The organism is Streptomyces sp. NPDC031479 (assembly GCF_055581065.1).
On record NZ_JBVIKC010000011.1, the window covers coordinates 21,380 to 45,511 of the forward strand.

21 protein-coding genes are annotated in these 24,132 nt (G+C 71.5%); 18 read left to right on the forward strand and 3 right to left on the reverse strand.

The annotated features are described in order from the left end of the window. Window positions 1-27: 27 nt before the first annotated feature. From ACZ5D2_RS14715 to trpD, 13 genes are all read left to right on the forward strand, one after another. Window positions 28-948 carry an ABC transporter ATP-binding protein gene (locus ACZ5D2_RS14715; RefSeq protein ID WP_371676259.1) on the forward strand — a complete coding sequence of 307 codons (921 nt, stop codon included), beginning with the start codon at window positions 28-30 and terminating at the stop codon, window positions 946-948. Then, window positions 945-1,760 carry an ABC transporter permease gene (locus ACZ5D2_RS14720; protein WP_214931779.1) on the forward strand — a complete coding sequence of 272 codons (816 nt, stop codon included), beginning with the start codon at window positions 945-947 and terminating at the stop codon, window positions 1,758-1,760. The genes ACZ5D2_RS14715 and ACZ5D2_RS14720 overlap by 4 nt, the downstream gene beginning before the upstream one ends. A 108-nt stretch (window positions 1,761-1,868) precedes the next feature. Further along, entirely contained in the window at window positions 1,869-3,023 is a 1,155-nt protein-coding gene (locus ACZ5D2_RS14725) for a sensor histidine kinase (RefSeq protein WP_371676258.1), read from the forward strand. Further along, window positions 3,020-3,628, forward strand: coding sequence for a response regulator transcription factor (locus ACZ5D2_RS14730; protein WP_371676257.1), 609 nt, complete (start codon window positions 3,020-3,022; stop codon window positions 3,626-3,628). Before ACZ5D2_RS14725 ends, ACZ5D2_RS14730 begins: the two co-directional genes overlap by 4 nt. 20 nt (window positions 3,629-3,648) lie before the next feature. After that, window positions 3,649-5,004 carry an amidohydrolase gene (locus tag ACZ5D2_RS14735; RefSeq protein ID WP_371676256.1) on the forward strand — a complete coding sequence of 452 codons (1,356 nt, stop codon included), beginning with the start codon at window positions 3,649-3,651 and terminating at the stop codon, window positions 5,002-5,004. 100 nt (window positions 5,005-5,104) lie between these two features. Continuing rightward, on the forward strand, window positions 5,105-5,899 hold the full coding sequence (locus tag ACZ5D2_RS14740; RefSeq protein ID WP_371676255.1) for a neocarzinostatin apoprotein domain-containing protein: 795 nt from the start codon (window positions 5,105-5,107) through the stop codon (window positions 5,897-5,899). Between the two features lie 337 nt (window positions 5,900-6,236). Further along, window positions 6,237-9,221, forward strand: coding sequence for an AfsR/SARP family transcriptional regulator (locus ACZ5D2_RS14745; protein WP_371676254.1), 2,985 nt, complete (start codon window positions 6,237-6,239; stop codon window positions 9,219-9,221). Window positions 9,222-9,298: 77 nt separating this feature from the next. Continuing rightward, window positions 9,299-10,333, forward strand: a complete 1,035-nt coding sequence (sbnB, locus tag ACZ5D2_RS14750; protein ID WP_371676253.1) for a 2,3-diaminopropionate biosynthesis protein SbnB — start codon at window positions 9,299-9,301, stop codon at window positions 10,331-10,333. Window positions 10,334-10,405: 72 nt separating this feature from the next. Continuing rightward, entirely contained in the window at window positions 10,406-11,944 is a 1,539-nt protein-coding gene (locus tag ACZ5D2_RS14755; protein WP_371676252.1) for an anthranilate synthase component I family protein, read from the forward strand. Then, entirely contained in the window at window positions 11,941-12,537 is a 597-nt protein-coding gene (locus tag ACZ5D2_RS14760; protein ID WP_371676251.1) for an anthranilate synthase component II, read from the forward strand. The genes ACZ5D2_RS14755 and ACZ5D2_RS14760 overlap by 4 nt, the downstream gene beginning before the upstream one ends. Window positions 12,538-12,560: 23 nt before the next feature. Next, entirely contained in the window at window positions 12,561-13,880 is a 1,320-nt protein-coding gene (locus ACZ5D2_RS14765; RefSeq protein WP_371681132.1) for a class II 3-deoxy-7-phosphoheptulonate synthase, read from the forward strand. 265 nt (window positions 13,881-14,145) lie between these two features. After that, window positions 14,146-14,340, forward strand: coding sequence for a hypothetical protein (locus tag ACZ5D2_RS14770; RefSeq protein ID WP_371676250.1), 195 nt, complete (start codon window positions 14,146-14,148; stop codon window positions 14,338-14,340). Next, a complete protein-coding gene (trpD, locus tag ACZ5D2_RS14775) occupies window positions 14,340-15,407 on the forward strand; it encodes an anthranilate phosphoribosyltransferase (RefSeq protein WP_371676249.1) in 1,068 nt (355 codons plus the stop codon). The genes ACZ5D2_RS14770 and trpD overlap by 1 nt, the downstream gene beginning before the upstream one ends. A 145-nt stretch (window positions 15,408-15,552) precedes the next feature. Here trpD and ACZ5D2_RS14780 read toward each other — a convergent pair whose 3' ends face one another. The 3 genes from ACZ5D2_RS14780 to ACZ5D2_RS14790 form a co-directional block, all read right to left on the reverse strand. Continuing rightward, window positions 15,553-16,863 carry a cation:proton antiporter gene (locus tag ACZ5D2_RS14780; protein WP_371676248.1) on the reverse strand — a complete coding sequence of 437 codons (1,311 nt, stop codon included), beginning with the start codon at window positions 16,861-16,863 and terminating at the stop codon, window positions 15,553-15,555. After that, complete coding sequence (locus tag ACZ5D2_RS14785) at window positions 16,850-17,545, reverse strand: flavin reductase family protein (RefSeq protein WP_371676247.1); 696 nt, start codon at window positions 17,543-17,545, stop codon at window positions 16,850-16,852. Before ACZ5D2_RS14785 ends, ACZ5D2_RS14780 begins: the two co-directional genes overlap by 14 nt. 97 nt (window positions 17,546-17,642) lie before the next feature. Further along, the gene (locus tag ACZ5D2_RS14790; RefSeq protein ID WP_371676246.1) at window positions 17,643-19,241 is read right to left on the reverse strand and encodes a tryptophan halogenase family protein; all 1,599 of its coding nucleotides are present in this window, start codon (window positions 19,239-19,241) and stop codon (window positions 17,643-17,645) included. A 180-nt stretch (window positions 19,242-19,421) separates the two neighbouring features. Between ACZ5D2_RS14790 and sbnA the strand changes: the two genes are divergently transcribed. The 5 genes from sbnA (at window position 19,422) to fabG (ending at window position 24,089) form a co-directional block, all read left to right on the forward strand. Next, complete coding sequence (sbnA, locus tag ACZ5D2_RS14795) at window positions 19,422-20,456, forward strand: 2,3-diaminopropionate biosynthesis protein SbnA (RefSeq protein ID WP_266843108.1); 1,035 nt, start codon at window positions 19,422-19,424, stop codon at window positions 20,454-20,456. Between the two features lie 138 nt (window positions 20,457-20,594). After that, window positions 20,595-20,858: an acyl carrier protein gene (locus ACZ5D2_RS14800; protein ID WP_280914146.1), complete on the forward strand. Its 264-nt coding sequence runs from the start codon at window positions 20,595-20,597 to the stop codon at window positions 20,856-20,858. Next, complete coding sequence (locus tag ACZ5D2_RS14805; RefSeq protein ID WP_371676245.1) at window positions 20,855-22,120, forward strand: beta-ketoacyl-[acyl-carrier-protein] synthase family protein; 1,266 nt, start codon at window positions 20,855-20,857, stop codon at window positions 22,118-22,120. The genes ACZ5D2_RS14800 and ACZ5D2_RS14805 overlap by 4 nt, the downstream gene beginning before the upstream one ends. After that, complete coding sequence (locus tag ACZ5D2_RS14810) at window positions 22,117-23,217, forward strand: beta-ketoacyl synthase N-terminal-like domain-containing protein (protein ID WP_371676244.1); 1,101 nt, start codon at window positions 22,117-22,119, stop codon at window positions 23,215-23,217. The genes ACZ5D2_RS14805 and ACZ5D2_RS14810 overlap by 4 nt, the downstream gene beginning before the upstream one ends. A gap of 128 nt (window positions 23,218-23,345) precedes the next feature. Further along, window positions 23,346-24,089, forward strand: a complete 744-nt coding sequence (gene fabG, locus ACZ5D2_RS14815) for a 3-oxoacyl-[acyl-carrier-protein] reductase (RefSeq protein WP_371676243.1) — start codon at window positions 23,346-23,348, stop codon at window positions 24,087-24,089. Window positions 24,090-24,132 lie beyond the last annotated feature (43 nt).

Here is a 24,132-nt window from a genome sequence, read left to right on the forward strand (position 1 = left end):
GCACGCCGTGATTCCTAAGGTCTTCCCATGAGCGAACACCCCGTCATCGACGTCAGTGAACTGCGGCTGGACTACGGCGGGACGACTGCCGTCGACGGCATCTCGTTCCAGGTGTACCCCGGCGAGGTGGTGGCCCTGCTCGGGACCAACGGCGCGGGCAAGACGACCACCCTGGACGTGCTGGAGGGCTACCTCAAGCCCACCGGCGGATCGGTGTCGGTGTTCGGAGCCAACCCCCTCACGGAGCGGGCCCGGATAGCCTCCGACATCGGCATCATGCTCCAGGAAGCGGGATTCTTCGGCGACCTCACCGTCCTGGAGACCATCCGTGCCTGGCGCCGCTTCACACCGAACGCCGTCGACACCGACGAAGCGCTGAGGATCGTAGGCCTGGAGTCCAAGGCGAAGACCCCTGTCGGGCGACTCTCCGGCGGCGAGAAGCGCAGGCTCGACCTCACGCTCGCCGTGCTGGGACGGCCCAAGCTGCTCTTCCTCGACGAACCCACCACCGGGCTCGATCCGGAGTCGCGGCGCCAGACCTGGCGCTTCCTCAAGGAGATGGTCGACAACGGCATGACGATGCTGCTGACGACGCACTACATGGAGGAGGCCGAGTTCCTGGCCGACCGCGTCGCCATCATGGACCACGGCCGCATCGTCCGGCACGGTCCCGTCTCGGACGTCGTGGCCCGGGAGTCCAACGCCCGGATCTCACTGGCCGTCTCACCGGGCGTGAGCGCCCAGACGCTGCCGCCCCTCCCCGGCGCCGAGATCCGGGAGGCCGACGGCCGGATCACTCTGATCACCGCCGATCCGCAACCCGTCCTGCTGCACTTGCTGAACTGGGCCGACGGCAACGGTGCGGCCCTGCGCGGCCTCGAAGTGCGCACGGCATCACTGGAAGACGTGTTTCTCGATGTCGCGGCTTCCGGAAAGGTCCAGGCATGAGCTGGTTCCGCTTCACCTACTCGCAGTTCCTCCTCTCCCAGCGCGTCTACTGGCGGGACCTGGGCTTCGCCCTGACCGGCGCGCTGCTCCCGCTCGGCCTGAGCCTGGCGTACACCGTGAGCCAGCACGGTGAGGGGGAGATCGCAGGTTTCGACTCGGGGGTGTACCTGCTTCCCGGCTTCATCGGCTTCGTCCTGCTGTGGATCGTGTACAACGTCATCAACTCGGCCGCGTCCCGCCGGGACCGGCTGGTTTACAAAAGGCTGCGCGGCACCCCGCTGCCGGATACGGCCATTCTGGCCGGCGAAGCGGCCAGCGGCAGCGTCACCAGCCTGATCCAGGTCGCCATCCTGGTCGTCGCCGGGGTGGTTGCGATCGACGCGCCCATGCCCCGCAATCCCCTGCTGCTGCTCGTCGGCATCGTGCTCGGGGCGCTGGCCTTCTCCCTGCTGGCCATCGGTCTCTCCGGGCTGTTGCCCAGCGGGGAGGTCTCCACCTGGATCGTCACCCCGGTCATCCTGCTCATGATGATGACCTCCGGCATCGCCATGCCCATTTCGAGCCTCCCGGGCTGGGCGCAGCACATCGCGCCGTATCTGCCCTCCAGTCCGGTCGTCGAGATCGTCAGGACCGCCTACCTGGGCCGGGACTTCGCCAGCGACCCGGCAGCGTCGGGCCACCTCGCCACCGTCGGCTTCGTCGCGTCCTTCCAGGCCTGCGCCGCGCCCATCGGCCTGCTCTGCGCGTGGATGGGCCTGTCGTTCTCGATGGGCAAGCGGTTCTTCCGCTGGGATCCCCGCCGGTCCGCCTGAGTCCCGTCCGGCCGGCCCGGGTACGGCAGGCCGGACGGGGGGCCTGCGGTTGATCGAGCTCGGATACAGTCGCCCTGCAGCACATGGAGAACGATGAGGCGGTGGCAGATGCACGGGCGCACGCCCACCACGGTCGCCCGCGCCGTCGCCTGGCTGATCCTGCTGACGGCAACGGTCTTCCTCCTTGAGGCCATGGCCCTGTGGCTGGCCCACCGGCCGCCCCCCGGCCAGGTCGTCGCCGCCGTACTGGGCTCCGTGGCCTTCGGGTTCGGCTACGCCCGCACGGTGTGGGACGCCGTGGCCCGCGGCAGGGGGCGCAACCGGCACCAGGCGGACCTCGCGGTGTGTGCCAGCGTCTCCTTCGCCATGCTGCTGGCCCTCGGGCCGGCCTGGGGCGCACTGCCCTGCCTGGCCGCCGGAGCGGCCGTGGTGAGCCTCACCCCGCGGAGGTGGGGCTGGGTCGTACCGCTGATCCTCGCCGGCACCGCTCTGGCCGGGCTGATGCTGGCCGTGCCCGCCGACGTACTGGTGGACATGCTGGTCAAGAGCGCCGTCACCGTCATGGTGCTCGGAACGCTGGGGGTGCTGCCCCCGTTCGCCCGGGAGATGCACGACAACCGCGCCGAACTCGCCCGGCTGGCGGTCGTGGAAGAGAGGCTGCGCTTCTCACGCGACCTGCACGATGTGCTCGGCCACGGCCTGTCCGTGATCGGCATGAAGATGGAGGTGGCCCTCCTGCTCATCGGGAACGACCCGGACAAGGCGGCGGGGGAGATCCGGGACGCGCTCGGCATCTCGCGCGAATCGGCTTCCGATCTGCGCACCCTGGTCCGGGGGTACCGCCAGCAGTCCATCGCGGCGGAACTCGACGGTGTGCGCTCCGTCCTCTCCTCCGCGGGCATCGGCTGCCGAGCGGACGAGGTGCCCCCGGACATCCCGCAGCACGTGCAGGACGTGACGGGCTGGATCGTCCGCGAGGGCGTCACGAACATCCTGCGGCACAGCAAGGCCACGGAGTGCCGCATCAAGTTGAGGGTGAACGACGGACGACTCATGATCGAGATCTCGAACGACAACCCGATCGCCCCCGGGTCCGAGGGCCGCACGGGCGGCAGCGGACTGCGCGGTCTGCGGGAACGCCTCGCCGTCGTCGGCGGCGAGCTGACCACGGGCGTCCACAACGGTACGTTCACGCTGCTCGCGCACGCGCCGTTGGGTGAGGGCAAGCGACACGATTCCGGAGCCGAGGTGATCCACAGGTGACGATCCGCATCGTCGTGGCGGACAACGAGCAGCTGATCCGCGACTCGCTGTCCGTCATCCTCTCCGCGCCCGAGGACATGAACGTGGTCGCGGTCGCGGCCGACGGCGCCCAGGCCGTGGCCGCGGTACGCGAGGCCGGCGCCGACGTGGTCGTCCTCGACCTCGACATGCCGGTGATGAACGGACTGGAGGCGGCCGAGGCCGTCCGGGCCGAAGCACCCGACTGCGGAATCGTCATTCTCACCAGTCACGGACGCCCCGGGTACCTGCAGCGCAGCATGCGCCTGGGGGTACGCGGCTTCATCACCAAGGACACCTCGGCCGCGAAGCTGGCCGACGTCGTACGCCAGGTCCACGGCGGCGGCCGGTTCATCGACCCGGAGATCGCCACGGACGCACTGGCCCTCGGCGGCAGTCCGCTCAGCACACGTGAGCGCGAGGTGCTCACCCTCTCCGGCGAAGGGCTCAGGCTCGGAGAGATCGCGGGACGGCTGTGCCTGGCCGAGGGCACCGTGCGGAACTACATGTCCTCGATCATGAGCAAACTCGACGTGGACAACCGGGTCGCCGCCCACCGGGCGGCCAGAGAAGCCGGCTGGCTGTGACAGCTGCGACGGGGGAACACATGGACAGCACCAGCACCAGCACCACCAGCACCACCACCGGCACGGCCCCGCTCCATGAGGCGATCCGGTCGACGGTGGCGGGCCTCGACGGCGTACTGCCGCAGGCCCTCGAGCTCTACCGGGAGCTGCACGCGGCCCCCGAGCTGTCGGGGCAGGAGGAGCAGACCGCCGCGCGCTTCGCCGCATGGCTGAGGGACGCCGGATGCGAGGTGACGCAAGGCGTCGGCGGTCACGGCGTGGTGGGCGTCCTCCGCAACGGCGAAGGCCCGCTGGTGGCGCTGCGCGCCGACATGGACGCCCTCCCGATCGCCGAGTCCACCGGACTTCCGTACGCGAGCACCCGGACCGCGACGACGGACGACGGACGCTCCGTCCCGGTGGCGCACGCCTGCGGCCACGACGCCCATGTCGCGTGTGCGGCCGGCGCGGCATCCCTGTTGGGCCGCGCGCGCGACACCTGGTCCGGGACGTTCATGGTGATCGGGCAGCCCGCCGAGGAGACGCTGACCGGTGCCGGCGCCATGCTGGAGGACGGGCTGTTCGAACGGTTCGGTGTCCCGGACGTGATCCTGGCACAGCACGTCGCGCCCCTGCCGTGCGGAGTCGTCGCCCATGGACCCGGTGCGCTGACGGCGGCGACCACCGTGGTGGAGGTGGTCATCCACGGCCGGGGCGGCCATGGCGCGGCGCCCCACCTGAGCATCGATCCGGTGCTGACGGCCGCGGCCACCGTGCAGCGGCTGCAGTCGGTGGTCTCCCGGGAGAACAACCCGTTCGAACCCCTGGTCGTCACGGTGGGTGCCCTGCGCGCCGGGACCGTTCCCAATGTCATTCCCGACCGTGCCGAGCTGGGCATCAGCATCCGCTGCTATTCCGATGACCAACTGGATCGGGCCGTCGCGGCGGTCGAGCGGATCGTGCGGGCCGAATCTGCGGCGGCGGGATGCCCCCGTGACCCGGACATCACGGTCGGACCCAAGGCACCCGTGAACATCAACGACCCGGCCGCTGCCGCGCGGGTGCACGCCGCCCACACGGCGCTGCTGGGCCCGCGGCGCGTCCTGTCCACGCCGCCGATGCTGGCCGGTGAGGACTTTCCGTTCTTCGCGCACGGATCCACCCCGGCCGTCCCGACCGTGTACTGGTTCCTCGGGTGTGTGAGCGCCGCAGACTGGCGCGCCGCTCCCGGTGGTTCACCGCAGGAGAAGGTGCAGTCCCTGCCCGCCAACCACGCCGCGGACTTCGCTCCGGCCGCGGAGGCCACTTTGCGGCACGGCATCAGCGCCGCGGCCGCCGCGGTACTGGCGCTCGCGTCGGTGGAGCGACGGCAGGGGGCCGAGGCCGGCCACCGGTAGGGGGCGCGCGGCCGCCGTGCGGCGAATTCTGGGCCTTGTCGAGGGGTGCCGCGGGCAGGAGGATGCCTGCGACCGGACAGGGCGACCAGAGGGGGAACGCATGAGGCTGTGGGGGTCACTCGCCCGCGCCGCGCTGGTGCTGGCGTTGGCCGGGGTGGGGTTCGGGGGGACCGCGCAGGCCGCGCCGGCGGCTCCGCGGTTGCTCGTGAAGCGTACGAGCGGGCTGCTCGACGGGGACATCGTCGGGTTCTCGGTCACGGGCGGGCCGGCCAAGGCCTACGTGCTGGTCGAGCTCTGCGCCCCGGACACCGTCGCCGGTGCCTGTGACGCGGACACCGGCCGGCAGTTCCGCGTCCTTCCGGACGGCACGCTCCCGGTGTTCCCGAAGAAGCTCTACGCGCAGCTCGCGACCGGCGCCGGCACCTTCGACTGCCGTACCGCGACCGCCGCCCATCCGTGCCGGCTGGCGCTGACCGACATCACCGGGGCCGTCCTCACCACCGTCCCGCTGGCCTTCCGGCCGCACGGGGAACCGGAGGCGGCGCCCACGTTCCGGGTGGACCCGGACCAGGGGCTGGTGGACGGCCAGTCCGTGCACGCCACCGGGCGGGGCTACGAGCCGCAGTTCCACTCGGCGGTCATGGAGTGCGTCGCGGGTGCCACGGAGGAGGCCGGCTGCCGGGCCCGGGGCCGTCCGCCGATCACCACGGACCAGGGCAGGCTCGACGAGGAGGTCCTCGTCTCGGCGGCGTTCAACACCATCGACGGCCGGGCGGTCGACTGCCGCGTCGCGCCCGGGTGCGAGCTGATGGTCTTCGGGACCCGGGTCCGGGGTCCGCAATCGCTGCAGCACCCCCTCCGCTTCGCCCCGACGCCGACCCCGGCCCGCGACTGACGGCACCCCGCGCACGGCCCGGCTCCCACGAGCGACCACTCGTGGGAGCCGGGCCGTTGTCCGTGCTGGGTCAAGCGGAGCTTCCGGTTTCGTCGAGTGTGGCTTGAAATTGTTCTCTTGGCGAGGAGGGCGGGATGGCTCCGAGGGGTCAATTTCAGCCAATCCAGAGATGATCGATCAGCTTTCGGTCAGGGTGTCTCATCAGTCACTTGGCTTGCGTCAGGCATCTTTTCTGTCAGCGACAGACAGGTAGGCTGCTCCCGCTGGCCGGGCCCGGTCGGTGACGGGGGGAGATCCATTGGGTGAGCGGCTCAGTTTCAGAATTCTTGGTCCACTTATGGCCACCGTGGGGGAGCGGCCGATTCTGGTAGGAGGTGCCCGGCAACGTACGATTCTGGCCCTTCTGCTCCTGAGTCCCGGGCGGATTGTGCCAGTTGACACACTTGTCGATGTAGTCTGGAACGGCAGGCCTCCTGCCACCGCGCGGACGCAGGTGGCCATCGTCATCGCCGCCCTGCGCAAGGCCATCAAGACCGAGGGCGTGACCGAGGAAGTCATCGTCACCGCCCACCCCGGGTACCTGCTGCGTGCGGAGGGGCACGCGCTGGACACGGTCACCTTCACCGGGCTGGTCGCCGAGGCCGAGACCGCGGTCCGCGACGCCCGTCCGGCCGACGCGGCCCGCTGCTACGCCGAGGCCCTGGCGCTGTGGCGCGGACCGGCGCTCGCCGGGGTCACCGGACAGCTCGTCGAGGACGAGGCGGCCCGCTGGGAGGAAGTCCGGATCAACGCCTACGAGGCGATGACCAGCGTCCAGCTGGAGCTCGGCCGGCACCAGCTGCTGCTTCCGGAGCTGGCCGCTACCGTACGGGAACACCCGCTGCGCGAACGCACCCGCTACCACTTCATCCTCGCCCAGTACAGATCCGGGCGGCGGGCCGAGGCGATGGAGAGCTTCCGGGAGGCGAGACGCCAGTTCATCGACGAACTGGGCATGGATCCGGGTCCCGAGCTCCAGGAGCTGCACGACGCGATCCTGCGCGACGACCCCTCCCTGGCGTACGAGGCGCCTGTCGCGGCCGGCGCCGACGCGACGGGCGACGCCTTAGGGGCGCGCAACCGCGTCGTGCCCTCCGAACTGCCCCCCGACGTACCCGGCTTCGCCGGACGCAGGGAGGAACTCATCGCCCTCGACACCCTGGTGGACGGGCAGGGTGAGGACAGTCGCGCGCCCACCGTCGGGCTGATCACGGGCGTCGCGGGCGTGGGCAAGACCGGCCTCGCCGTCCGCTGGGCGCACCGGGTTACCGAACAGTACCCGGACGGGCGGCTGTTCGCCGACCTCCGCGGTTATGACGAGCACCACGCCCCGACCACCGCCGGGGACATATTGAGCCGATTCCTGCGCTCCCTCGGGGTGGAGAGCGAGGAGGTGCCCAACGGGCTGGAGGACCGGATCGCGCTGTACCGCAGCGTCCTGGCCGAACGCCGGGTGCTGCTGGTGCTCGACAACGTACGCACGTTCGCACAGATCCGGCCCCTGCTGCCGGGAAGCGGCGGCTGCACCGTCCTGGTCACGAGCCGGGAGCAGCTGGAGCAGTTGGTCACCTGGCCCCCGCGGGCCCGGGTCCACCTCGGGGTGCTTCCCGAGGACGAGTCCGTCGAGCTGCTCGGCCGGATCGTCGGGGAGGCCCGGATCCTGGCCGCACCCGAGGACTCGGCCCGGCTGGTCGAGCTGTGCGACCGGCTGCCCCTGGCGCTGCGCATCGCCGCGGCCCGACTGGCGTCCAAGCCGCACTGGTCGGTGCGGCACCTGGTGACCCGGCTCAGTGACGGGCGGCGCCGGCTGGACGAGCTCAGCCAGGGCGAGTCCCAGGTCCGGGCGAGCTTCGAGCTGAGCTACCGCTACCTGCACAAGGACGCGGCCCGGCTCTACCGCTACCTCGGGCTGCTCTCGGTACCGGACTTCACCGCGTGGGTCGGCGCGGCGCTGATGGACCAGGACGTGCTCGACGCCGAGCGGCTGATAGAGCACCTCGTGGACGCCCAGTTCCTGGAGGTCGTCGGCGTCGACGCCACCGGGCAGCTGCGCTACCGCTTCCAGAACCTGATGCGGCTCTACGCCGACGAGCTGGCGCGTGAGGAGGAGAGCGAGGAGGACCGGCTGGCGGCCTGCGACCGGGTGTTCCGGACCTGCCTGACCATCGCCGGGGAGGCGCACCGGCGCGAGTACGGAGGTGACTACGGCATCGTGCACAGCGAGGTGCCCCGGCGGGAGATCGACGCGGTCCTGCTGGAGGAACTCCTGGCGGCGCCGTTGGAGTGGTACGAGGCCGAGCGGCTCTCGCTGGTCGCCCTGGTCGAGCAGACGGCCCGCACGGGCCTGTCCGACCTCGCCTGGGACCTGGTCGCCTCGATGACGGTCCTGTTCGAGTCGCGGAACTACCTGGAGGACTGGCGCCGGTGCAGCGAAGTCGCGCTGAAGGCGGCGCGCGGGGCGGACAACCTGCGCGGGGAGGCGGCGATGGAGCAGCAGCTCGGCGCCCTGGACCTGCGGCTGCGGCTGCTCGACCGGTCCGCCGAGCGGCACGAGACGGCCCTCGACCTCTACGCGCGGGCCGAGGACGCGGTGGGCCGGGCCCTGGTCCTGCGCAACCTCGCGGTCATCGACCGGATCCGGGGGGAATACGGCCGGGCCGTGGAGCGGCTGGGTGAGGCGCTCCCGGTGTTCCGCGTGGCGGGTGACCGGGCCTCGGAGGCCTACGTGCTCAACGGGCTGGCCCAGCTCGCCCTCGACCAGGGCCAGCCGGAAGCCGCCGTGGAGCTGGGCCTGGACGCCGTACGGGTCTCCGAGGCCATCCAGGGCGGTGTCTCCCGCAGCCTGGCGCAGGGTGCGTACCGGCTGGCCAGCGCGTACCTGGAGCTGGGCAGGCTGGAGGAGGCCGAGGCGGCCTTCGCCCGTGCGGTGGGCATCGTGGAGGAGAAGTCCGACCTGCTCGGGCAGGCCTACGCGCTGCTGGGCCTGGCGCAGACCCGGCACTCGGCAGGCGCTGCCGAGGCGGCCGAGCGGACCTTCCTGGAGGCCCTGGAGGCGGCCCGGCGCACCCGGAGCCCGATGATCGAGGGACAGATCCGGCTCGCGCTCGGCGAGGCCTACCGGGGGAGCGGGCGCGACGAGGAGGGGCAGGCGCACCTGCGGGCCGCGCTCGGCATCTTCCAGGGCATCGGCGCCCCGCCGTGGGAGGAGAAGGCGGTGCGGGCGCTGGACCGGCCGGGTTCCGGCGGCGCGCCGGCGCCCGGGGGTGCGGGGAAGAACGCGTAAGCGTGCAATAACCCGGCGATAAAGCGGATCCCTAGCGTCATCGCAGACGAGAAAACTGCCGAGCTGTGGAGTCTGCGATGTCACGTACGACCGGCGCGCCCTCTTTCGCCGTGATCCCCGGCGCCCAGGTGCACGAAGTCCTGGACGGCCGTGCGCCCGAAGTGGTCGGATTGATCGAATCCGCATATCGGGTGCACGGTGAGGGCGGGACGGTGAATCCGCCGTCCTATTTCCTGCGCTTTCCCGACCGGCCGACCTCGCGCATCATCGCGCTTCCGGCGTCCATCGGGGGAGGGGCGCCGGTCGACGGAGTGAAGTGGATTTCCAGCTTCCCCGAGAATGTGGCGGCAGGAATTCCGCGCGCCTCGGCCGTACTGATCCTCAACGACCCGCAGACCGGCTACCCGATCGCCTGCCTGGAATCCTCGATCATCAGCGCGGCCCGCACCGCCGCCTCCGCCGCGCTGGCGGCCGACCGGCTCAGCCCGGCCGGCCGCCGCCCGCGCCGGATCGGCTTCTTCGGCGTCGGCCTGATCGCCCGCTTCATCCACCAGTACCTGGCGGGCACGGGCTGGGAGTTCGACGAGATCGGCGTGCACGACCTGTCCACCGAGCACGCCGAGGGCTTCGCCGACTACCTCACCCGCTCCGGCGAGCAGGGACCGGTCACCGTCCACGACAGCGCCGAGAAGCTGATCCGCGAGAGCGACCTGGTCGTCTTCGCGACCGTGGCGGGCACCCCCCACGTCACCGACCCGCAGTGGTTCGGGCACAACCCGCTCGTGCTGCACGTCTCCCTGCGCGACCTGTCGCCCGAGGTGATCCTCTCCGGCTTCAACGTCGTCGACGACATCGAGCACTGCCTCAAGGCCGACACCTCCCCCCACCTGGCCGAACAGCTCACCGGAAGCCGCGAGTTCGTCGACGGCACCCTCTACGACGTGCTCTCCGGGAAGCTTCCCGTCCCCGAGGACAAGCCCGTCTTCTTCTCCCCCTTCGGCCTCGGCGTGCTCGACCTCGCGGTCGGCCGGCACATCTACGACACCCTCCACGCGCAGGGCCGGCTGGCCGTCGTCGAGGACTTCTTCCACGAGATGCGCCGCTACGGCTGAGGCCTCCCGCTCCCCGCAATCCCCCACGGCCGCCCCCACCACGGCCCCGAGCCACCCGAGGAAAGTGAACCGGTGACCACACTGCTCGACACCACCACTCGGGCGCCGGCCGACCACGGCCGGCGCCCCCTCCCCGTCCGGATCGAGGAGAGCGCCCTCGACCCGCACCCGCCCATGGAGCTCTACGAGGCGCTGCGCGCCCGGTTCGGGGAGGACGTGTTCCTCCTGGAGTCCCTGGAGAGCCCCGAGTTCGACGGGAACTCGGCCGTCGTCGGCTTCGGCCGGCTCGCCGAGCTGCGGATCCACCCGGGGCGGATCTCCGCCGTCGGCGTGGCCCCCGTCCTGGCCGAGCTGTCCGCGGTCGCCGACCGGCTCGGGCTGGTCGAAGGACCCGGCGGAGACCGGCTGTTCGAGCGGCCCGGCCAGGTCTGGGACGTACTGCGGTCCGTGCAGGCGTCCTTCGACGTCGACAGCACCCGCCCCGAGTACGCCTTCGGCTTCCTCGCCACCATCGGCTACGGCGCCGCCTGGTACATGGAGGAGCTCCCCGCCCGCGACGGCTCCGGCGACGAGGCCCCCGACCTGGTCCTGACCCTGTTCCAGGACACCGTCTGGTACGACCTGGACGCCGGCACCGCCGTCCGGCTGGCGGCCCGGAGCGAGGCCTTCGGCCCCGACGGCGGCCCCGCCGCCCGCACCGACCTCGCCGGGATCGTCGAACGGCTGACGGCCGGCATGGCCGAGCCGGCCGGCCGGGCCCCCGGGGCCCCCGCCCCGCTGGCAGTCCGCGACAGCACGGACGAGGCCGCCTTCCTGGGCAACGTCGAACGCTGCCTGCGCCACATCGGCGTCGGCGACATCTACCAGATCCAGATCGGTCACCGCATCGAGGTCGACACGGCGCTGACCCCCGCGGACGTCTACCGCCGGCTGCGCGCGCGCAACCCCTCCCCGTACATGTACCTCGTCCCCCGCGACGGCTCCACGCTGATCGGCGCCAGCCCCGAGGTGCTCTTCCGCACCGAGGGCGACCGGATCGTCATGCGTCCCATCGCCGGCACCACCCCGCGCAGCGGGGACCCGGCGGTGGACGGGCCCCGGATCGAGGCCCTGCTCGCCAGTGAGAAGGAGCGGGCCGAGCACGTGATGCTGGTCGACCTGTGCCGCAACGACATCGGCCGCGTCAGCCTGCCCAGCACCCTGGACGCCCGCGACGTCATGACGGTCGAGACCTTCTCGCACGTCTTCCACCTGGTCTCCACGGTCGAGGGCCTGCTCGCCCCGGGGGAGGACACCTGGTCCGCGCTGGCCGCCACCTTCCCCGCCGGAACCGTCACCGGAGCCCCCAAGATCCGCGCCATGGAGATCATCTCCGAACTGGAGAGCGATTCCCGGGGCATGTACGCGGGGGCCGTCGGCCTGGTCGACGTCCGCGGCTGGTCCCGGCTGGCGCTGTGCATCCGTACGGTCACCCACGACGGGTCGACGTACTCCACCCAGAGCTGCGCCGGCATCGTCGCGGACTCCTCGCCCGCCGCCGAGTGGCGCGAGACCCTGCACAAGATGGGGGCCGCCTACTGGGCGCTCACCGGTGAGGAGCTGCTCCCGTGAAGGTCCTGCTCGTCGACGCGTACGACAGTTTCACCCACATCATCGACCAGTACCTGCGCACCCTCGGCGCCACCACCGAGGTCGTCCGCTCCCGCACCCGGAGCCCCGACGAGCTCGCCGCGCGGCTGCCGGACGCCGTGGTCCTGGGCCCCGGCCCGGGACACCCCGCCGAGTCGGGCCACGTCGAGCTGGTGCACCGCTTCGCCGGGCGGGTGCCGCTGCTCGGCATCTGCCTCGGTCACCAGGCCGTAGGCCTGGCCTACGGGGGCCGCGTGCAGGTGGCGGACCGGCTCAAGCACGGCAAGACCAGCGAGGTCGCCCATGACGGCGCCGGGGTCTTCGCCGGGCTCGACGCCCCCATGACCGCCACGCGCTACCACTCGCTCATCGTCGCCGAACCCCTGCCGCAGGAGCTGATCGCCACCGCGCACGCCGTGGACGACGGCTACGTGATGGGACTGCGCCACCGCACCCTCGCCGTCGAAGGGGTCCAGTTCCACCCCGAGTCGATCACCACGGTCGGCGGCATGCGGCTCCTGGAGAACTTCCTCACCACCGCACGGACCCAGCCCGCAGACGCCCTCGCCGGGTGACAAAGGAGCATTTCGTGGACCACGTGGATTCCTGGCGGGCCCTGCCCGCCGCACAACAGCCCGAGTGGCCCGACAGAGCGGCCCTGGACGCCGTACGGGCGCAACTGCGCGACAGCGTTCCGCTCGTCGTCGCCGCCGAGTGCGAGCAGCTGAAGGCGCGCCTCGGCGCCGTCGCCAGAGGGGAGGCCTTCCTGCTCCAGGGCGGGGACTGCGCCGAGACCTTCGCGGACGTGCGGGAGGACTCCGTACGCCGCAAGGTGCGCACCCTGCTCCAGATGGCGCTCGTCCTCCAGTACGCCGCCTCCGTGCCGGTCGTGAAGATCGGGCGGATGGCGGGCCAGTACGCCAAACCCCGCTCCAAGCCCACCGAGACCCGCGACGGGGTGACCCTGCCCGCCTACCGGGGCGACGCCGTCAACGGCTTCCCCTTCGAACCGGGCGAGCGGGAACCGGACCCCGGCCGGCTGCTGCGGATGCACCAGGCGGCCTCCGGCACGCTGAACCTCGTACGGGCCTTCACCACGGGCGGCTACGCGGACCTGCGCCAGGCACACGCCTGGAACCAGGACTTCGTGGCCCGCTCACCCGTCGGCGAGCGGTACTCGGCCCTCGCCACCCAGATCGACCAGGCCCTCAACTTCATGCGGGCCTGCGGGGCCGACGAACGCATCCAGCACGCCGTGGAGTTCTTCGTCAGCCACGAGGGACTGCTGCTGGAGTACGAGGAACCGCTGGTCCGTGAGGACCCGACGACCGGGCGGCGCTACTCGGGCAGCGGCCACATGCTGTGGATCGGGGAACGCACCCGGGACCTGGACGGGGCCCACGTGGAGTTCTTCTCGAAGATCGCCAACCCGATCGCGGTCAAACTCGGCCCGACCACCGACTCCGACACGGTGCTGCGGCTGATCGACCGGCTCGACCCCGAACGGGAGCCCGGCCGGCTCACGTTCATCGTCCGCATGGGCGCCGGGCAGGTCCGCGAGCGGCTGCCCGTGCTGGTGGAGAAGACGGCCGCGGAGGGGGCGCCGGTGGCATGGGTCAGCGATCCCATGCACGGCAACACCTTCGAGGCGCCGTCGGGGCTCAAGACCCGCCGCTTCGACGACATCGTCGACGAGGTGAAGGGCTTCTTCGAGGTCCACCGCGAGCTCGGGACGCATCCCGGGGGCGTGCACCTGGAGTTCACCGGGGGCGATGTCACCGAATGCGTGGGCGGCGGTGAGGAAGTGAGCCTGGACGGGCTGAGCGAACGCTATGAATCCACTTGTGACCCGCGGCTCAACCGCACCCAGTCACTGGATCTGGCCTTCCTGGTGGCCGAGATGTACCGGGAACGCTGAGCCTCCGCTTCCGGCTTTATCGCCGACCGGGCCGCGACGGGTCCTCAAGCGGTCCTCCAGCGGCCCCGGTCCGCTGGTCAAGCGGTGCCCCGATGCTCGTTATCGACATCGGGGCACCATCTGACCAGCAGTTATATCGTCATTATCGAAATGTGCCAGGCCCTGGAAGCAGAGCGATATCAGCTCGAAGCCGCTCCTTCCTAGTGTTCTTCTCACCGGAACAGACCGGAACTCAAGTGGGACTCAACGGGGGAGAAGAACCGAGATGCAGAACACGTGGCGCACCCAGGTCAAGCGGATCACCATCGCCATCGCCGTGGCCGTGGCCGTGGCCGGCGGAGTGCAGATCGCCGAAGAGGGATCCGACGCCGCCCCGGTCAGCATCACCGCCGACGGCACCCCGGGTGCCACGCCCGTCCCCGTTCCCACCACCACGTCCGAATCCGGAGAATGGCACTGATGGACCGCAACTGGAGCACGCTGCTGGAGACCCTCCTCGCCGGCCGGGACCTCGCTCAGGCCGACACCGGCTGGGCCATGCACCAGGTCATGCGCGGCGAGGCCACCGACGCCCAGCTCGCCGGCTTCCTGGTCGCCCTGCGCGGCAAGGGGGAGACGGTCGGCGAACTGGAGGGTCTGGTACGTGCCCTGCTCGACCACGCGGTGACCCTCGACGTGCCCGGCGCCACGGTCGACGTGGTCGGCACGGGGGGCGACGGCGCCCGTACGGTCAACATCTCCACCATGTCGGCGATCGTCGCGGCCGGCGCCGGGGCCCGGGTCGTCAAGCACGGCAACAGGGCGTCGAGTTCGGCCTCGGGATCCGCGGACGTGCTGGAGGCGCTCGGGGTCACCCTGCGCCTGCCGCCGGCCCGGGTCGCGGCGCTGGTGGAGGAAGCGGGGATCACCTTCTGCTTCGCCCCCGACTTCCACCCCTCGATGCGGCACGCCTCGCCGGTGCGCAAGCAGTTGGGGATCCCGACCGTCTTCAACGCCCTCGGGCCGCTGACCAACCCGGCCCGGCCGACCGCCCAGGCGGTCGGGGTGGCCGACGCGCGGCTGCTCCCGCTCATCGCGGGGGTGCTGGCCCGCAGGGGCACGAGCGCCCTGGTGTTCCGCGGGGACGACGGGCTCGACGAGCTCAGCGTCACCAGCACCTCGACCGTGCTGAGCGTCGAGGGGGGAAGGGTCCGGGAGGAATCCTTCGACCCCCGCGACCTCGGCATCGCGTTCGCCCCGGCCGACGCCCTGCGGGGCGCCGACGCCGCGTACAACGCGCAGGTGGCCCGACGGCTGTTCGCCGGCGGGGAGCGGGGCCCGGTCCGCGACGCGGTGCTGCTGTCGGCGGGGGCCGCGCTGGCCGCCGCCGGGCCGGCGGGCGGGCGCGGGGTCACCGAGCGGCTGCGGGAAGCCGTCGCCGTGGCGGCGGAGGCCCTCGACTCGGGGGCCGCGGAAGCGGTGCTGGACCGCTGGGTGCGGGCCGCCGCCGGACACGCCGGGGCACCGCTCGCCGCGGCGGGGCGGTGAGCGGTGGACACGTAGGGCGGGCATGACGCGCGAAACACGGGCGTGCGGCCGTACCGGTCCCTGGGAGGGGGACGGTACGGCCGCACGGCGGGTCGCGGTCAGGGAACGGGTGCGGGTGCGGGAGCGGGTCCCGGTGGGGTACGCCTCAGGAGACCGCGGCGGCCTGGGCCGGCAACTGCACCGGATCGTGTGCCAGGGGACCGTCGGCCGTGTCGTCGGCCTCCGTGCCCCGTGGCACCTTCCGGCGGATCCAGGACAGCGCGGGGCTGGTGACCGCCGTGGTGAGCAGGGCCATCAGGACCAGCATGGTGAACAGGTCCGGCCCGATCACCCCCAGTTCCAGCCCCAGGTTCAGCACCACCAGCTCGGTCAGACCGCGGCAGTTCATCAGGGCGCCGATCGACATGGCGTCCCGCCAGGACTGGCCGGTGGCCCGCGCCGCGGAGGTGCTGCCGCCCCACTTGCCGAGGAAGGCGACGACCATGACGGCCAGGGCCCACACCCACATCATCGGGTCGGCGACCACCAGCCCCACGTCGGTGCGCAGACCGGTGTTGACGAAGAACAGCGGCAGCAGGATCGGGATGGTGAAGGCCCGCAGCCGGGCCGCGCACAGCTCGATCACCCGGGAGCCGCGCGGGGTGATCACGCCGAAGACGAAGGCGCCGAACAGGGCGTGCACGCCGATCTTGTCCGTGGTGAAGGCCGACAGGCACAGCCCGCTGAACAGTACGACCAGCACGACGGAGTCCACCGTACGGGCGGCCCGCGTCGCCCACTTGGCCAGCAGCGGCCGGACGGCGTAGATCATGAAGGCCAGGAACAGGGCCGCCAGGGCCGCCGTGGTGGCCGCCTCGATGGGGGAGCTGCTGGTGCTGACGGCGACCACCGCGGCCAGCAGGCACCAGGCGGTCACGTCGTCCACCGCCGCGCAGGCCATGGCCAGGGCGCCGATCCGGGTGTTGTAGAGCCCCCGGTCGGTCAGGATCCGGGCCAGCACCGGGAACGCGGTGATGCTCATGGACACCGCGATGAACAGGACGAACGCGATCTTGGAGACCCCCTTGGGGGCCAGCGTGTCGTACATCAGGAGGGCCAGCCCGGAGCCGAGGAGCAGAGGGAGCGCGATGCTCGCCTGGCTGACGGCGATGGCCGTACGGCTGTGCCCGCGCAGGGCGGAGAGGTTCAGCTCCAGGCCCACGAGGAACATGAACGCCAGCAGACCCAGATTTCCGAACGCCCCGGTGAACGGCAGGACCGTCCCGGGGAACAGCCATGTCTGGGCCGAGGGCCACAGCCAGCCGAGGAGCGAGGGGCCCAGCAGGATGCCGACGGCGATCTCGCCGACCACCGGCGGCTGACCGAGGCGGCGGAAGAGCATCGCGCCGGCCTTGCACGAGATGATGACCGCGGGGATCGCGATCAGCAGGTCGGGGAGCGGGTCACGGGCGGACACGGGCGGCCTCCTTGGGTGCCGACGCGGCCGACGCGGCCGACGGGGCCGACGCGGTCAACGGGGCGGACGGGGCCGGCGTGGCGGCGGCGGGCGGGGCGGGTATCGCCGGCAGGGGTGGGGCCGCGGCGGGCGGGCCGGGCACGGCGGTGGCATCGGTCCAGCGGGCGTACCTGCGCTTGCCGTACAGCAGGGGCTCCTCCCCGTCGTGCAGCGAGACCCGGGTGACCCGGACGAACACCGCGGTGTGGTCGCCGAACTCGACGGCCCTGACCACCTCGCCGTCGGCGACGGCGTGCGAGGCCGCCGCCAGGTGCGGGCCGCCGGCCCCCAGCGGGAGCCGCCACTCGGTCCGCGCGAAGCGGTCCGGGGCGCCCGAGGCGAACAGGTCGGAGACGGGACGGGCGTTCTCGTGGAGCAGGTTGACGGCGACCTGGCCGGTCTCCAGCACGGCCTGCACGGTCGGGCTCTGCGTGCGCAGGCACAGCACGACGGTGGGCGGGGAGAGGGCCACGCTGGCGAGGGAGCTGCAGGTCATGCCGCGCGGCTCGGAATCCGTGCCGATCGTGGTGATCACCGAGACACCGGACGGGAACGCCGACATCAGGGGGCGGATGTCGGCTTCGGCCGCGCCGTCGGACTGATCGGCGCGCAGGGACGGGGAGGGCTGGGAGGTACGGGACATCTGTGGGGACTCCTGGGGATCGGGGTGCGGCGCGGGCCCGGAAGCCGGAGGGAGGGGCCGGCTCCGGGCCTGCGCACCGGGAGGAAGCGACTGCGGACTAGCCGTGCAGCTTGCGCAGGTAGTCGTACGTGCTCGGCAGCGTGTCGAGGAGGTGCTCCTGCTCCTGCTTGACCTTGCCGAACATGGCCTCGGCGCCCGCCACGGAATCGGGCTTGTGCGCGAGGATCGGCAGGGGGGCGTCCGGTTCGAGGCCGAGGCCCGCGAAGACGCAGTAGTAGCTGCCGTTGGTCCAGAAGTTCCGGAATTCCGCCTCGAAGTTCCCGTAGTACGTGGACTCGTCGGCGATCGGGGAGTTGATCGCCAGGCCGGCCTTGTACGCGGAGATCTTCTCCTGGATGTTCTGCGGCAGCGTGAGTTCCTTGTTCGCCCGCCAGAACGGGGTGTCATTGCGCGGCGCGTAGTAGAAGTGCGCCTGGATGAAGTCGCGGGTGTCGTCGAACATCACCTCGATCTCGCGGTTGAAGCTGTTGGCCAGCTCCGGGTTGAAGGTGCGGTCCGGGAAGTGCTTCGCCAGCTGGTAGATGGCCGCGGTGATGAAGTAGATCCCGGTCGATTCCAGCGGCTCCAGGAACGCGGAGGAAAGGCCGATGCTCACCACGTTGTTCACCCAGGCGCGACGGTTGCGGCCCACCCGGAACTTCACGTGGTTGAACTTCGTCGTCTCCGGGTCGAGGCCCCACAGCGCGCTGAATTCCTTGGTGGCCTCCTCCTTGGTCGTGAACTTGCTGGAGTAGACGTAGCCGGAGCCGAAACGGCCCAGCATCGGGATCTTCCAGGTCCAGCCGGAGGACATCGCGATGGCGGAGGTGTACGGCTCGATGCCGTTGGCCTCGTCGTCGTGCGGAACGGCGGTGGCGACGGCGCTGTCACACAGCAGGTGGTCGCTCATGTCGATGAACGGCTCTTCGAGGGCCTGGTTGATGAGCAGGCCGCGGAAGCCGGAGCAGTCCACGAACAGGTCGGCCTCCAGGACCCTGCCGTCCTTGGTGTGGAGGGCCTTGATGAAGCCGCGCTCGTCCTTCTCCGCGCGGGTCATCTCGCCCTGCACGTGGTTGACGCCCTGCTTCTCGGTGGCGAAGCGGCGCAGGAAGTCGGCGACCAGGGCCGCGTCGAAGTGCCAGGCGTAGCGGGTGGACGGGGTGCCGTCGAGCCACTTCGGGGACTTCTTCGCGTCCATGACCGGGGGCTCGCGGAAGCACGCGTAGTCGAACGGCTCCTCGGTCTGGCCCTCCAGCTTCCGCTTGGCCCAGTAGTGCGACATCGGGACGTTGTCGCTGTCCGGCAGGATGCCGAACGGGTGGTAGAAGTGGTCCGGCCCGCCGTTCTCCAGCTCCCGCGCGTTCGGCTCGCCCTGGCCGCCGGTTCTCCAGTTGACGAAGCGGACGGCCATCTTGAAGCTGGCGTTGCACTCCCGCATCCACTCCTCCTCGGCGATGCCGAGGTATTCGAAGAGGACCTTGTGCAGGTTCGGGACGGTGGCTTCACCGACACCGATCCGCGGGATCGCCGGAGCCTCCAGGACCGTGATGTCCACCGTGCCCTGGAGGGCCTTGCCGAGATAGGCGGCGGTCATCCAGCCGGCGGTTCCGCCGCCCAGGATGACGACTTTCTGAATGCGCGAGTCGGTGCCGGTCATGTGAGGGACTCTCTCTTCCGTCTTCATGGGGGACTTCCGTGGTGCGATGTGGAAGAGATTCAGGCCATCGACTATGCGCCACCTATAACCGGCCGTATGGCGTCGATATAGCGGATTGGCCGAATCTCAATCACGCTGTATCCGCACCCCGCAACTCCCAGCAGAGGATGGCTGCATCAGATGCCGTACGAAGAAGGGACGAAGGGAATCCTCTCCACCGTGGGAGGAACTCCGCTCATCGAACTGGAGCGTTTGCTGCCGGGCCTCGGCTCGCGGGTGTTCGCCAAGGTGGAGCGGTTCAATCCCGGAGGAAGTATCAAGGACCGCTCAGCACTCTCCATGGTGCTGGCGCGCATCAGAACCGGGGAACTCGTACCCGGAAAATCAACCGTGATCGAGTCGAGTTCCGGCAATCTCGCGATCGGGCTCGCCCAGATCTGCGGGTATTTCGGACTGCGTTTCATCTGCGTGGTGGACGCCAGGACGACCCGGCAGAACGTCGCGATCCTGCGGGCCTACGGGGCCGAGGTCGAGATCGTCGTCGACCCCGATCCGGCCACCGGTGAACTGCTGCCGGCCCGGCTCCGCCGGGTGGCCGACCTCGTCGCCGTGACGCCCGACGCCTACTGGCCCGACCAGTACTCCAACCCCCTCAACCCCATCGCCCACCAGAACACGATGCGCGAGATCGCCGAGGCCCTCGACGGCCGCGTCGACCAGCTCGTCGTGGCCGCGGGCACCAGCGGAACCCTGGGCGGCTGCGCGGAGTACATCCGCCGGCACGGGATGAACACCACGATCAACGCCGTGGACGCCATCGGCAGCGTGCTCTTCGGCCCGCAGGAGCGCCGCACCCGGCTCATCCCGGGCCACGGCGCCTCGGTGGTGCCCCGGCTGCTGCGTCCCTCGGACGCGGACCGGGTCATCCACGTCGGCGACCTCGACTGCGTCGTCGGCTGCCGGCGCCTCGTCCGTGACGAGGCGGTGCTCGCCGGCGGCTCCTCAGGGGCCGTCGTCGCGGCACTGGAACGGATCGCCCCCGACATCATCCCCGGCTCGAACGTGGTGCTCGTCCTGCCCGACGGCGGCGACCGCTACCTGGAGACGATCTACGACGACGCCTGGGTGTACCGCCAGTTCGGCGAGGTCTCGCACCTGTGGAAGGAGCCCCGGTCCGCGGGCCTCACTCCGCACCTGGTGGATATAGGCCACTGATAGCGGCCCCTCCCACCATCGAACCATCGCACCACCGCTGGCCCCGCCAGCCCCCCACCCCGAAAACCCACCGGGCGCCCACCCGGCACGGCACCGGCAGGTCCGCCGCGGACCGCCCTTCACCTGGAGGAACATCAGATGACCACCCAGATCCCCGCCCTCGACGCCGGGCGCAAGGAGCAGATCAAGGAAATCGTCTGCGACATCCTCGAACTCGACCTCGACGAGGTGACCGAGACGAGCCTCTTCAAGGAGGAGCACGACGCGGACTCCCTGCGCACCATCGAGATCCTGGCCTCGCTGGAGCGGGTCTTCGGCATCACGCTGGAGCAGTCCGAGCTCAGCCGCATGGTCAACCTGGTCGGCGTCTACGCCGTGATCGCGGAGGCCGAGGGCAAGTGACCACCGAGACGGCCGCGACGGGGCAGCGGACCGCTGCCCGGCACCGGGTGGTGATCACGGGTCTCGGTGTCGTGACGAGCATCGGCACGGGCGTGGACGCCTTCGCCGAGGGCCTGCGCGCCGGACGCAGCGGGGCCAAGCCCATCAGCGCGTTCGACACCACCGGCTTCGCCCACTCCAACGCCTGCGAGATCACCGACTTCGAGCCGGAGGCCTGGCTGCGCGAGCTGCCGGCCGACGAGCTCGGCCGGGCCGCCCAGTTCGCGGTCGCCGGGGCCCGGATGGCGGTGGCCGACGGCGGTCTCACCGAGGCGGACGTCCGGGCCAGGCGCTCCCTGGTCTCGGTCGGCACCACCGACGGCGAGTCCCGCGACCTGGACCACCTCACCGGGCTCCAGGTCGCCGGGGACGAGGACGCCCTCGACCCGGTGGTCGCCCGCCGCGTCTGGCCGGGCCGGCTCTCCGCCGGCATCGTCCGCGAACTCGGCCTGGAGGACGTGGAGACGGTCACCGTCCCCACCGCCTGCGCCGCCGGGAACTACGCGGTCGGCTACGGCTACGACGCGATCAGCTCCGGAGACGTGGAGATGGCCCTGTGCGGCGGGGCCGACGCCCTGTGCCGCAAGACGTTCACCGGCTTCTACCGGCTCGGGACCATCGCCCCCGACGTGTGCCGGCCCTTCGACGCCGACCGGCAGGGCATCCTCACGGGCGAGGGCGCCGGCATCCTGCTCATGGAGTCGCTGGAGTCCGCGCTGGCCCGCGGCGCCCGGATCTACGCCGAGGTCCTCGGCTACGGCCTGTCCTGCGACGCCAGCCACCCGGTCGCCCCCGACCGGGACTCGATCGCCCGCTGCATCACCGCGGCGCACGCCAACGCCGGGATCACCCCCGCCGACGTGGACTTCATCTCCGCGCACGGCACCGGGACCAGGGCGAACGACGTCACCGAGGTCGGCGCGATCCGTCAGGTGTTCGGCGAGGACCTGCCGCGCACCGTCTCCATCAAGTCGATGATCGGCCACACCATGGGCGCCGCCAGCGCCCTGGCCTCGGCGGCCTGCGCCCTCGCCCTGCGCGAGGGATTCATCCCGCCGACCATCAACCACCGCACCACCGACCCCGAGTGCGGCGTGGACTGCGTACCGAACGAGGCGGTCGAAGCCGACCTCAAGGTCGTGCAGAACAACGGACTCGCCTTCGGCGGCAACAACGCCGTCCTCGTCCTCGGCCACTGGGAAGACAGGAGCGCAGTCGCATGACGGAAACAGCAGCGGCGCGGCCCCGCGAGCGCCGGCTCGTCATCTCGGGCTGGGCCGTGACCTCCCCGTACGGCCTGGGCCGCCGGTCCTTCGCCGAGGGACTCCTGGCCGGGACCACGGCGACCTCCGCCGTCGACGGCGGGCAGTGGCCGGTCCCCTACGGGGAAGCGGGCCTCGTCCCGGGCTTCGACATCAAGGCCGTGCTCGGCCGCAAGGGCACCCGCTCCATGGACCGGGCCACCGGGATCGCCGTCGTCACCGTCGGCGAGCTCCTGGAGGACTTCGGCCAGGGCCTGGCCGCCGACCCGGAGAAGACCGGGCTGGTGCTCGGCACCTCCGGCAGCGTCCAGTCCATCATGGACTTCACCCGGGACGCCCTGACGGGGGAGAAGCCCTACCTCGTCGACCCGGCCCGGTTCCCCAACACGGTGATGAACTGCCCGACGGGCCAGAGCGCCATCCGGCACACCCTCAAGGGCCCCAACGTCACCGTCTCCGGCGGCTCGGCCACCGGCCTGCTGGCCCTGAACTACGCCTCCCGGCTGCTGCGCGGCGGCCACGCCAACGCGCTGCTGGCCGGCGCGGCCGAGGAGTTCTCCGTCCAGCGGGCCCGCCTGGAGCGGGTCGCCGACCACGGCGGGGCCGAGGCCGACCCGCTCGGCGAGGGCGCCGCGCTGTTCCTGCTGGAGAGCGGGGAGGCCGCCCGCGAGGGAGGCCGACGGGTGCTCGCCACCGTCCTCGGTTCCCGCTTCCGGGCCTTCCCGGAGAGCGGACGCGCCGGGGCCGCGCTGGCCCGCTGCGTCGCCGAGGTGCTCGCCGACGCGGGCGTGGGCCCCGAGGAAGTCGCCCTGATCGCGCCGGGCACCCCGCCGGGGCAGCTCGGCAAGCAGGAGGAGTCCGCGCTGGAGGGGATCGGCGGCGAGCGGATCGCCGTACGCCCGCTCGTCGGCGACGCGACCGCCGCCTCGGCCGCCTTCCAGCTGGCCGCCGTCCTGGCGCACGCCGGTGCGGACCCCGCCCTGGTGGACCGGCTCGCGCTGGTCACCGCCCTGGACCGGGACGGCACCGTCGGAGCCACCCTGCTGCGGCTCGGCTGAGACCGGCGAGGGGGGCGCACGCCACCGCGCCCCCCGGCCCCGTACCGCACCCCGCGCACCATCCCCCCATCCCCCGCGCTTACCCGCGTACGCGCGCACCCGCGTCCCGAAGAGAGAGGCATCTATCCATGTCCGAGACACCGAGGCCGGTAGCCCTCGTCACCGGCGGCTCGCGCGGCATCGGCCGGGCCGTGGTGGAGACCCTGGCACGGGACGGCCACGACGTGGCCTTCTGCTACCAGTCCAACGAGGAGGCCGCCGAGCTCGCCGCGAAGGCCGCCCGGGAGCTGGGGGCGCGGGTGCTGGCCCGCCGCGTGGACGTCACGGACCGCGAGCAGGTCCGGGCCTTCACCGCGCAGGCCGAGGCCGAACTGGGCCCGGTGGAGGTGCTGGTCACCGCCGCCGGCATCGTCCGCGACGGCCACCTCGCGATGATGAAGGACGAGGACTGGGACGCGGTGGTCCGCACCAACCTCGACGGGACGTTCAACTTCGCCAAGGCGCTGGCCTTCCCGATGATGAAGCGCCGCCGCGGCACCATCATCACCCTCTCCTCGGTCGCCGCCGCCGGCAACGCCACGCAGAGCAACTACTCCGCGACCAAGGCCGGGATCATCGGCTTCACCAAGGCCCTGGCCAAGGAGTCCGGCCGCAGCGGCCTGCGGGCCAACGCCGTCGCCCCCGGATTCATCGCCACCGACATGGTCGGGGGCCTGTCCGAGAAGCACGCCAAGGAGATGACGTCCCGGATCCCGCTGGGCCGCTTCGGCGAGGCCCACGAGGTCGCCGAGCTGGTGTCCTTCCTGGCCTCCGACCGCGCCGCGTACATCACCGGACAGGTCTTCCACATCGACGGCGGTCTGGTCGTCTGACCGGCCCCCACCAGTCCGACCAGCCTGATTCACAGAGGAGTTC

Excerpts from the sequence above, each read along its gene's own strand:
- sbnA (WP_266843108.1), top strand. The coding sequence starts at position 19,422 with ATGCCGTACGAAGAAGGGACGAAGGGAATCCTCTCCACCGTGGGAGGA.
- ACZ5D2_RS14740 (WP_371676255.1), top strand. The coding sequence starts at position 5,105 with ATGAGGCTGTGGGGGTCACTCGCCCGCGCCGCGCTGGTGCTGGCGTTG.
- ACZ5D2_RS14810 (WP_371676244.1), top strand. The coding sequence starts at position 22,117 with ATGACGGAAACAGCAGCGGCGCGGCCCCGCGAGCGCCGGCTCGTCATC.
- ACZ5D2_RS14725 (WP_371676258.1), top strand. The coding sequence starts at position 1,869 with ATGCACGGGCGCACGCCCACCACGGTCGCCCGCGCCGTCGCCTGGCTG.
- ACZ5D2_RS14745 (WP_371676254.1), top strand. The coding sequence starts at position 6,237 with ATGGCCACCGTGGGGGAGCGGCCGATTCTGGTAGGAGGTGCCCGGCAA.
- sbnB (WP_371676253.1), top strand. The coding sequence starts at position 9,299 with ATGTCACGTACGACCGGCGCGCCCTCTTTCGCCGTGATCCCCGGCGCC.
- trpD (WP_371676249.1), top strand. The coding sequence starts at position 14,340 with ATGGACCGCAACTGGAGCACGCTGCTGGAGACCCTCCTCGCCGGCCGG.
- fabG (WP_371676243.1), top strand. The coding sequence starts at position 23,346 with ATGTCCGAGACACCGAGGCCGGTAGCCCTCGTCACCGGCGGCTCGCGC.
- ACZ5D2_RS14735 (WP_371676256.1), top strand. The coding sequence starts at position 3,649 with ATGGACAGCACCAGCACCAGCACCACCAGCACCACCACCGGCACGGCC.
- ACZ5D2_RS14715 (WP_371676259.1), top strand. The coding sequence starts at position 28 with ATGAGCGAACACCCCGTCATCGACGTCAGTGAACTGCGGCTGGACTAC.
- ACZ5D2_RS14790 (WP_371676246.1), bottom strand. The coding sequence starts at position 19,241 with ATGACCGGCACCGACTCGCGCATTCAGAAAGTCGTCATCCTGGGCGGC.
- ACZ5D2_RS14720 (WP_214931779.1), top strand. The coding sequence starts at position 945 with ATGAGCTGGTTCCGCTTCACCTACTCGCAGTTCCTCCTCTCCCAGCGC.
- ACZ5D2_RS14800 (WP_280914146.1), top strand. The coding sequence starts at position 20,595 with ATGACCACCCAGATCCCCGCCCTCGACGCCGGGCGCAAGGAGCAGATC.
- ACZ5D2_RS14770 (WP_371676250.1), top strand. The coding sequence starts at position 14,146 with ATGCAGAACACGTGGCGCACCCAGGTCAAGCGGATCACCATCGCCATC.
- ACZ5D2_RS14785 (WP_371676247.1), bottom strand. The coding sequence starts at position 17,545 with ATGTCCCGTACCTCCCAGCCCTCCCCGTCCCTGCGCGCCGATCAGTCC.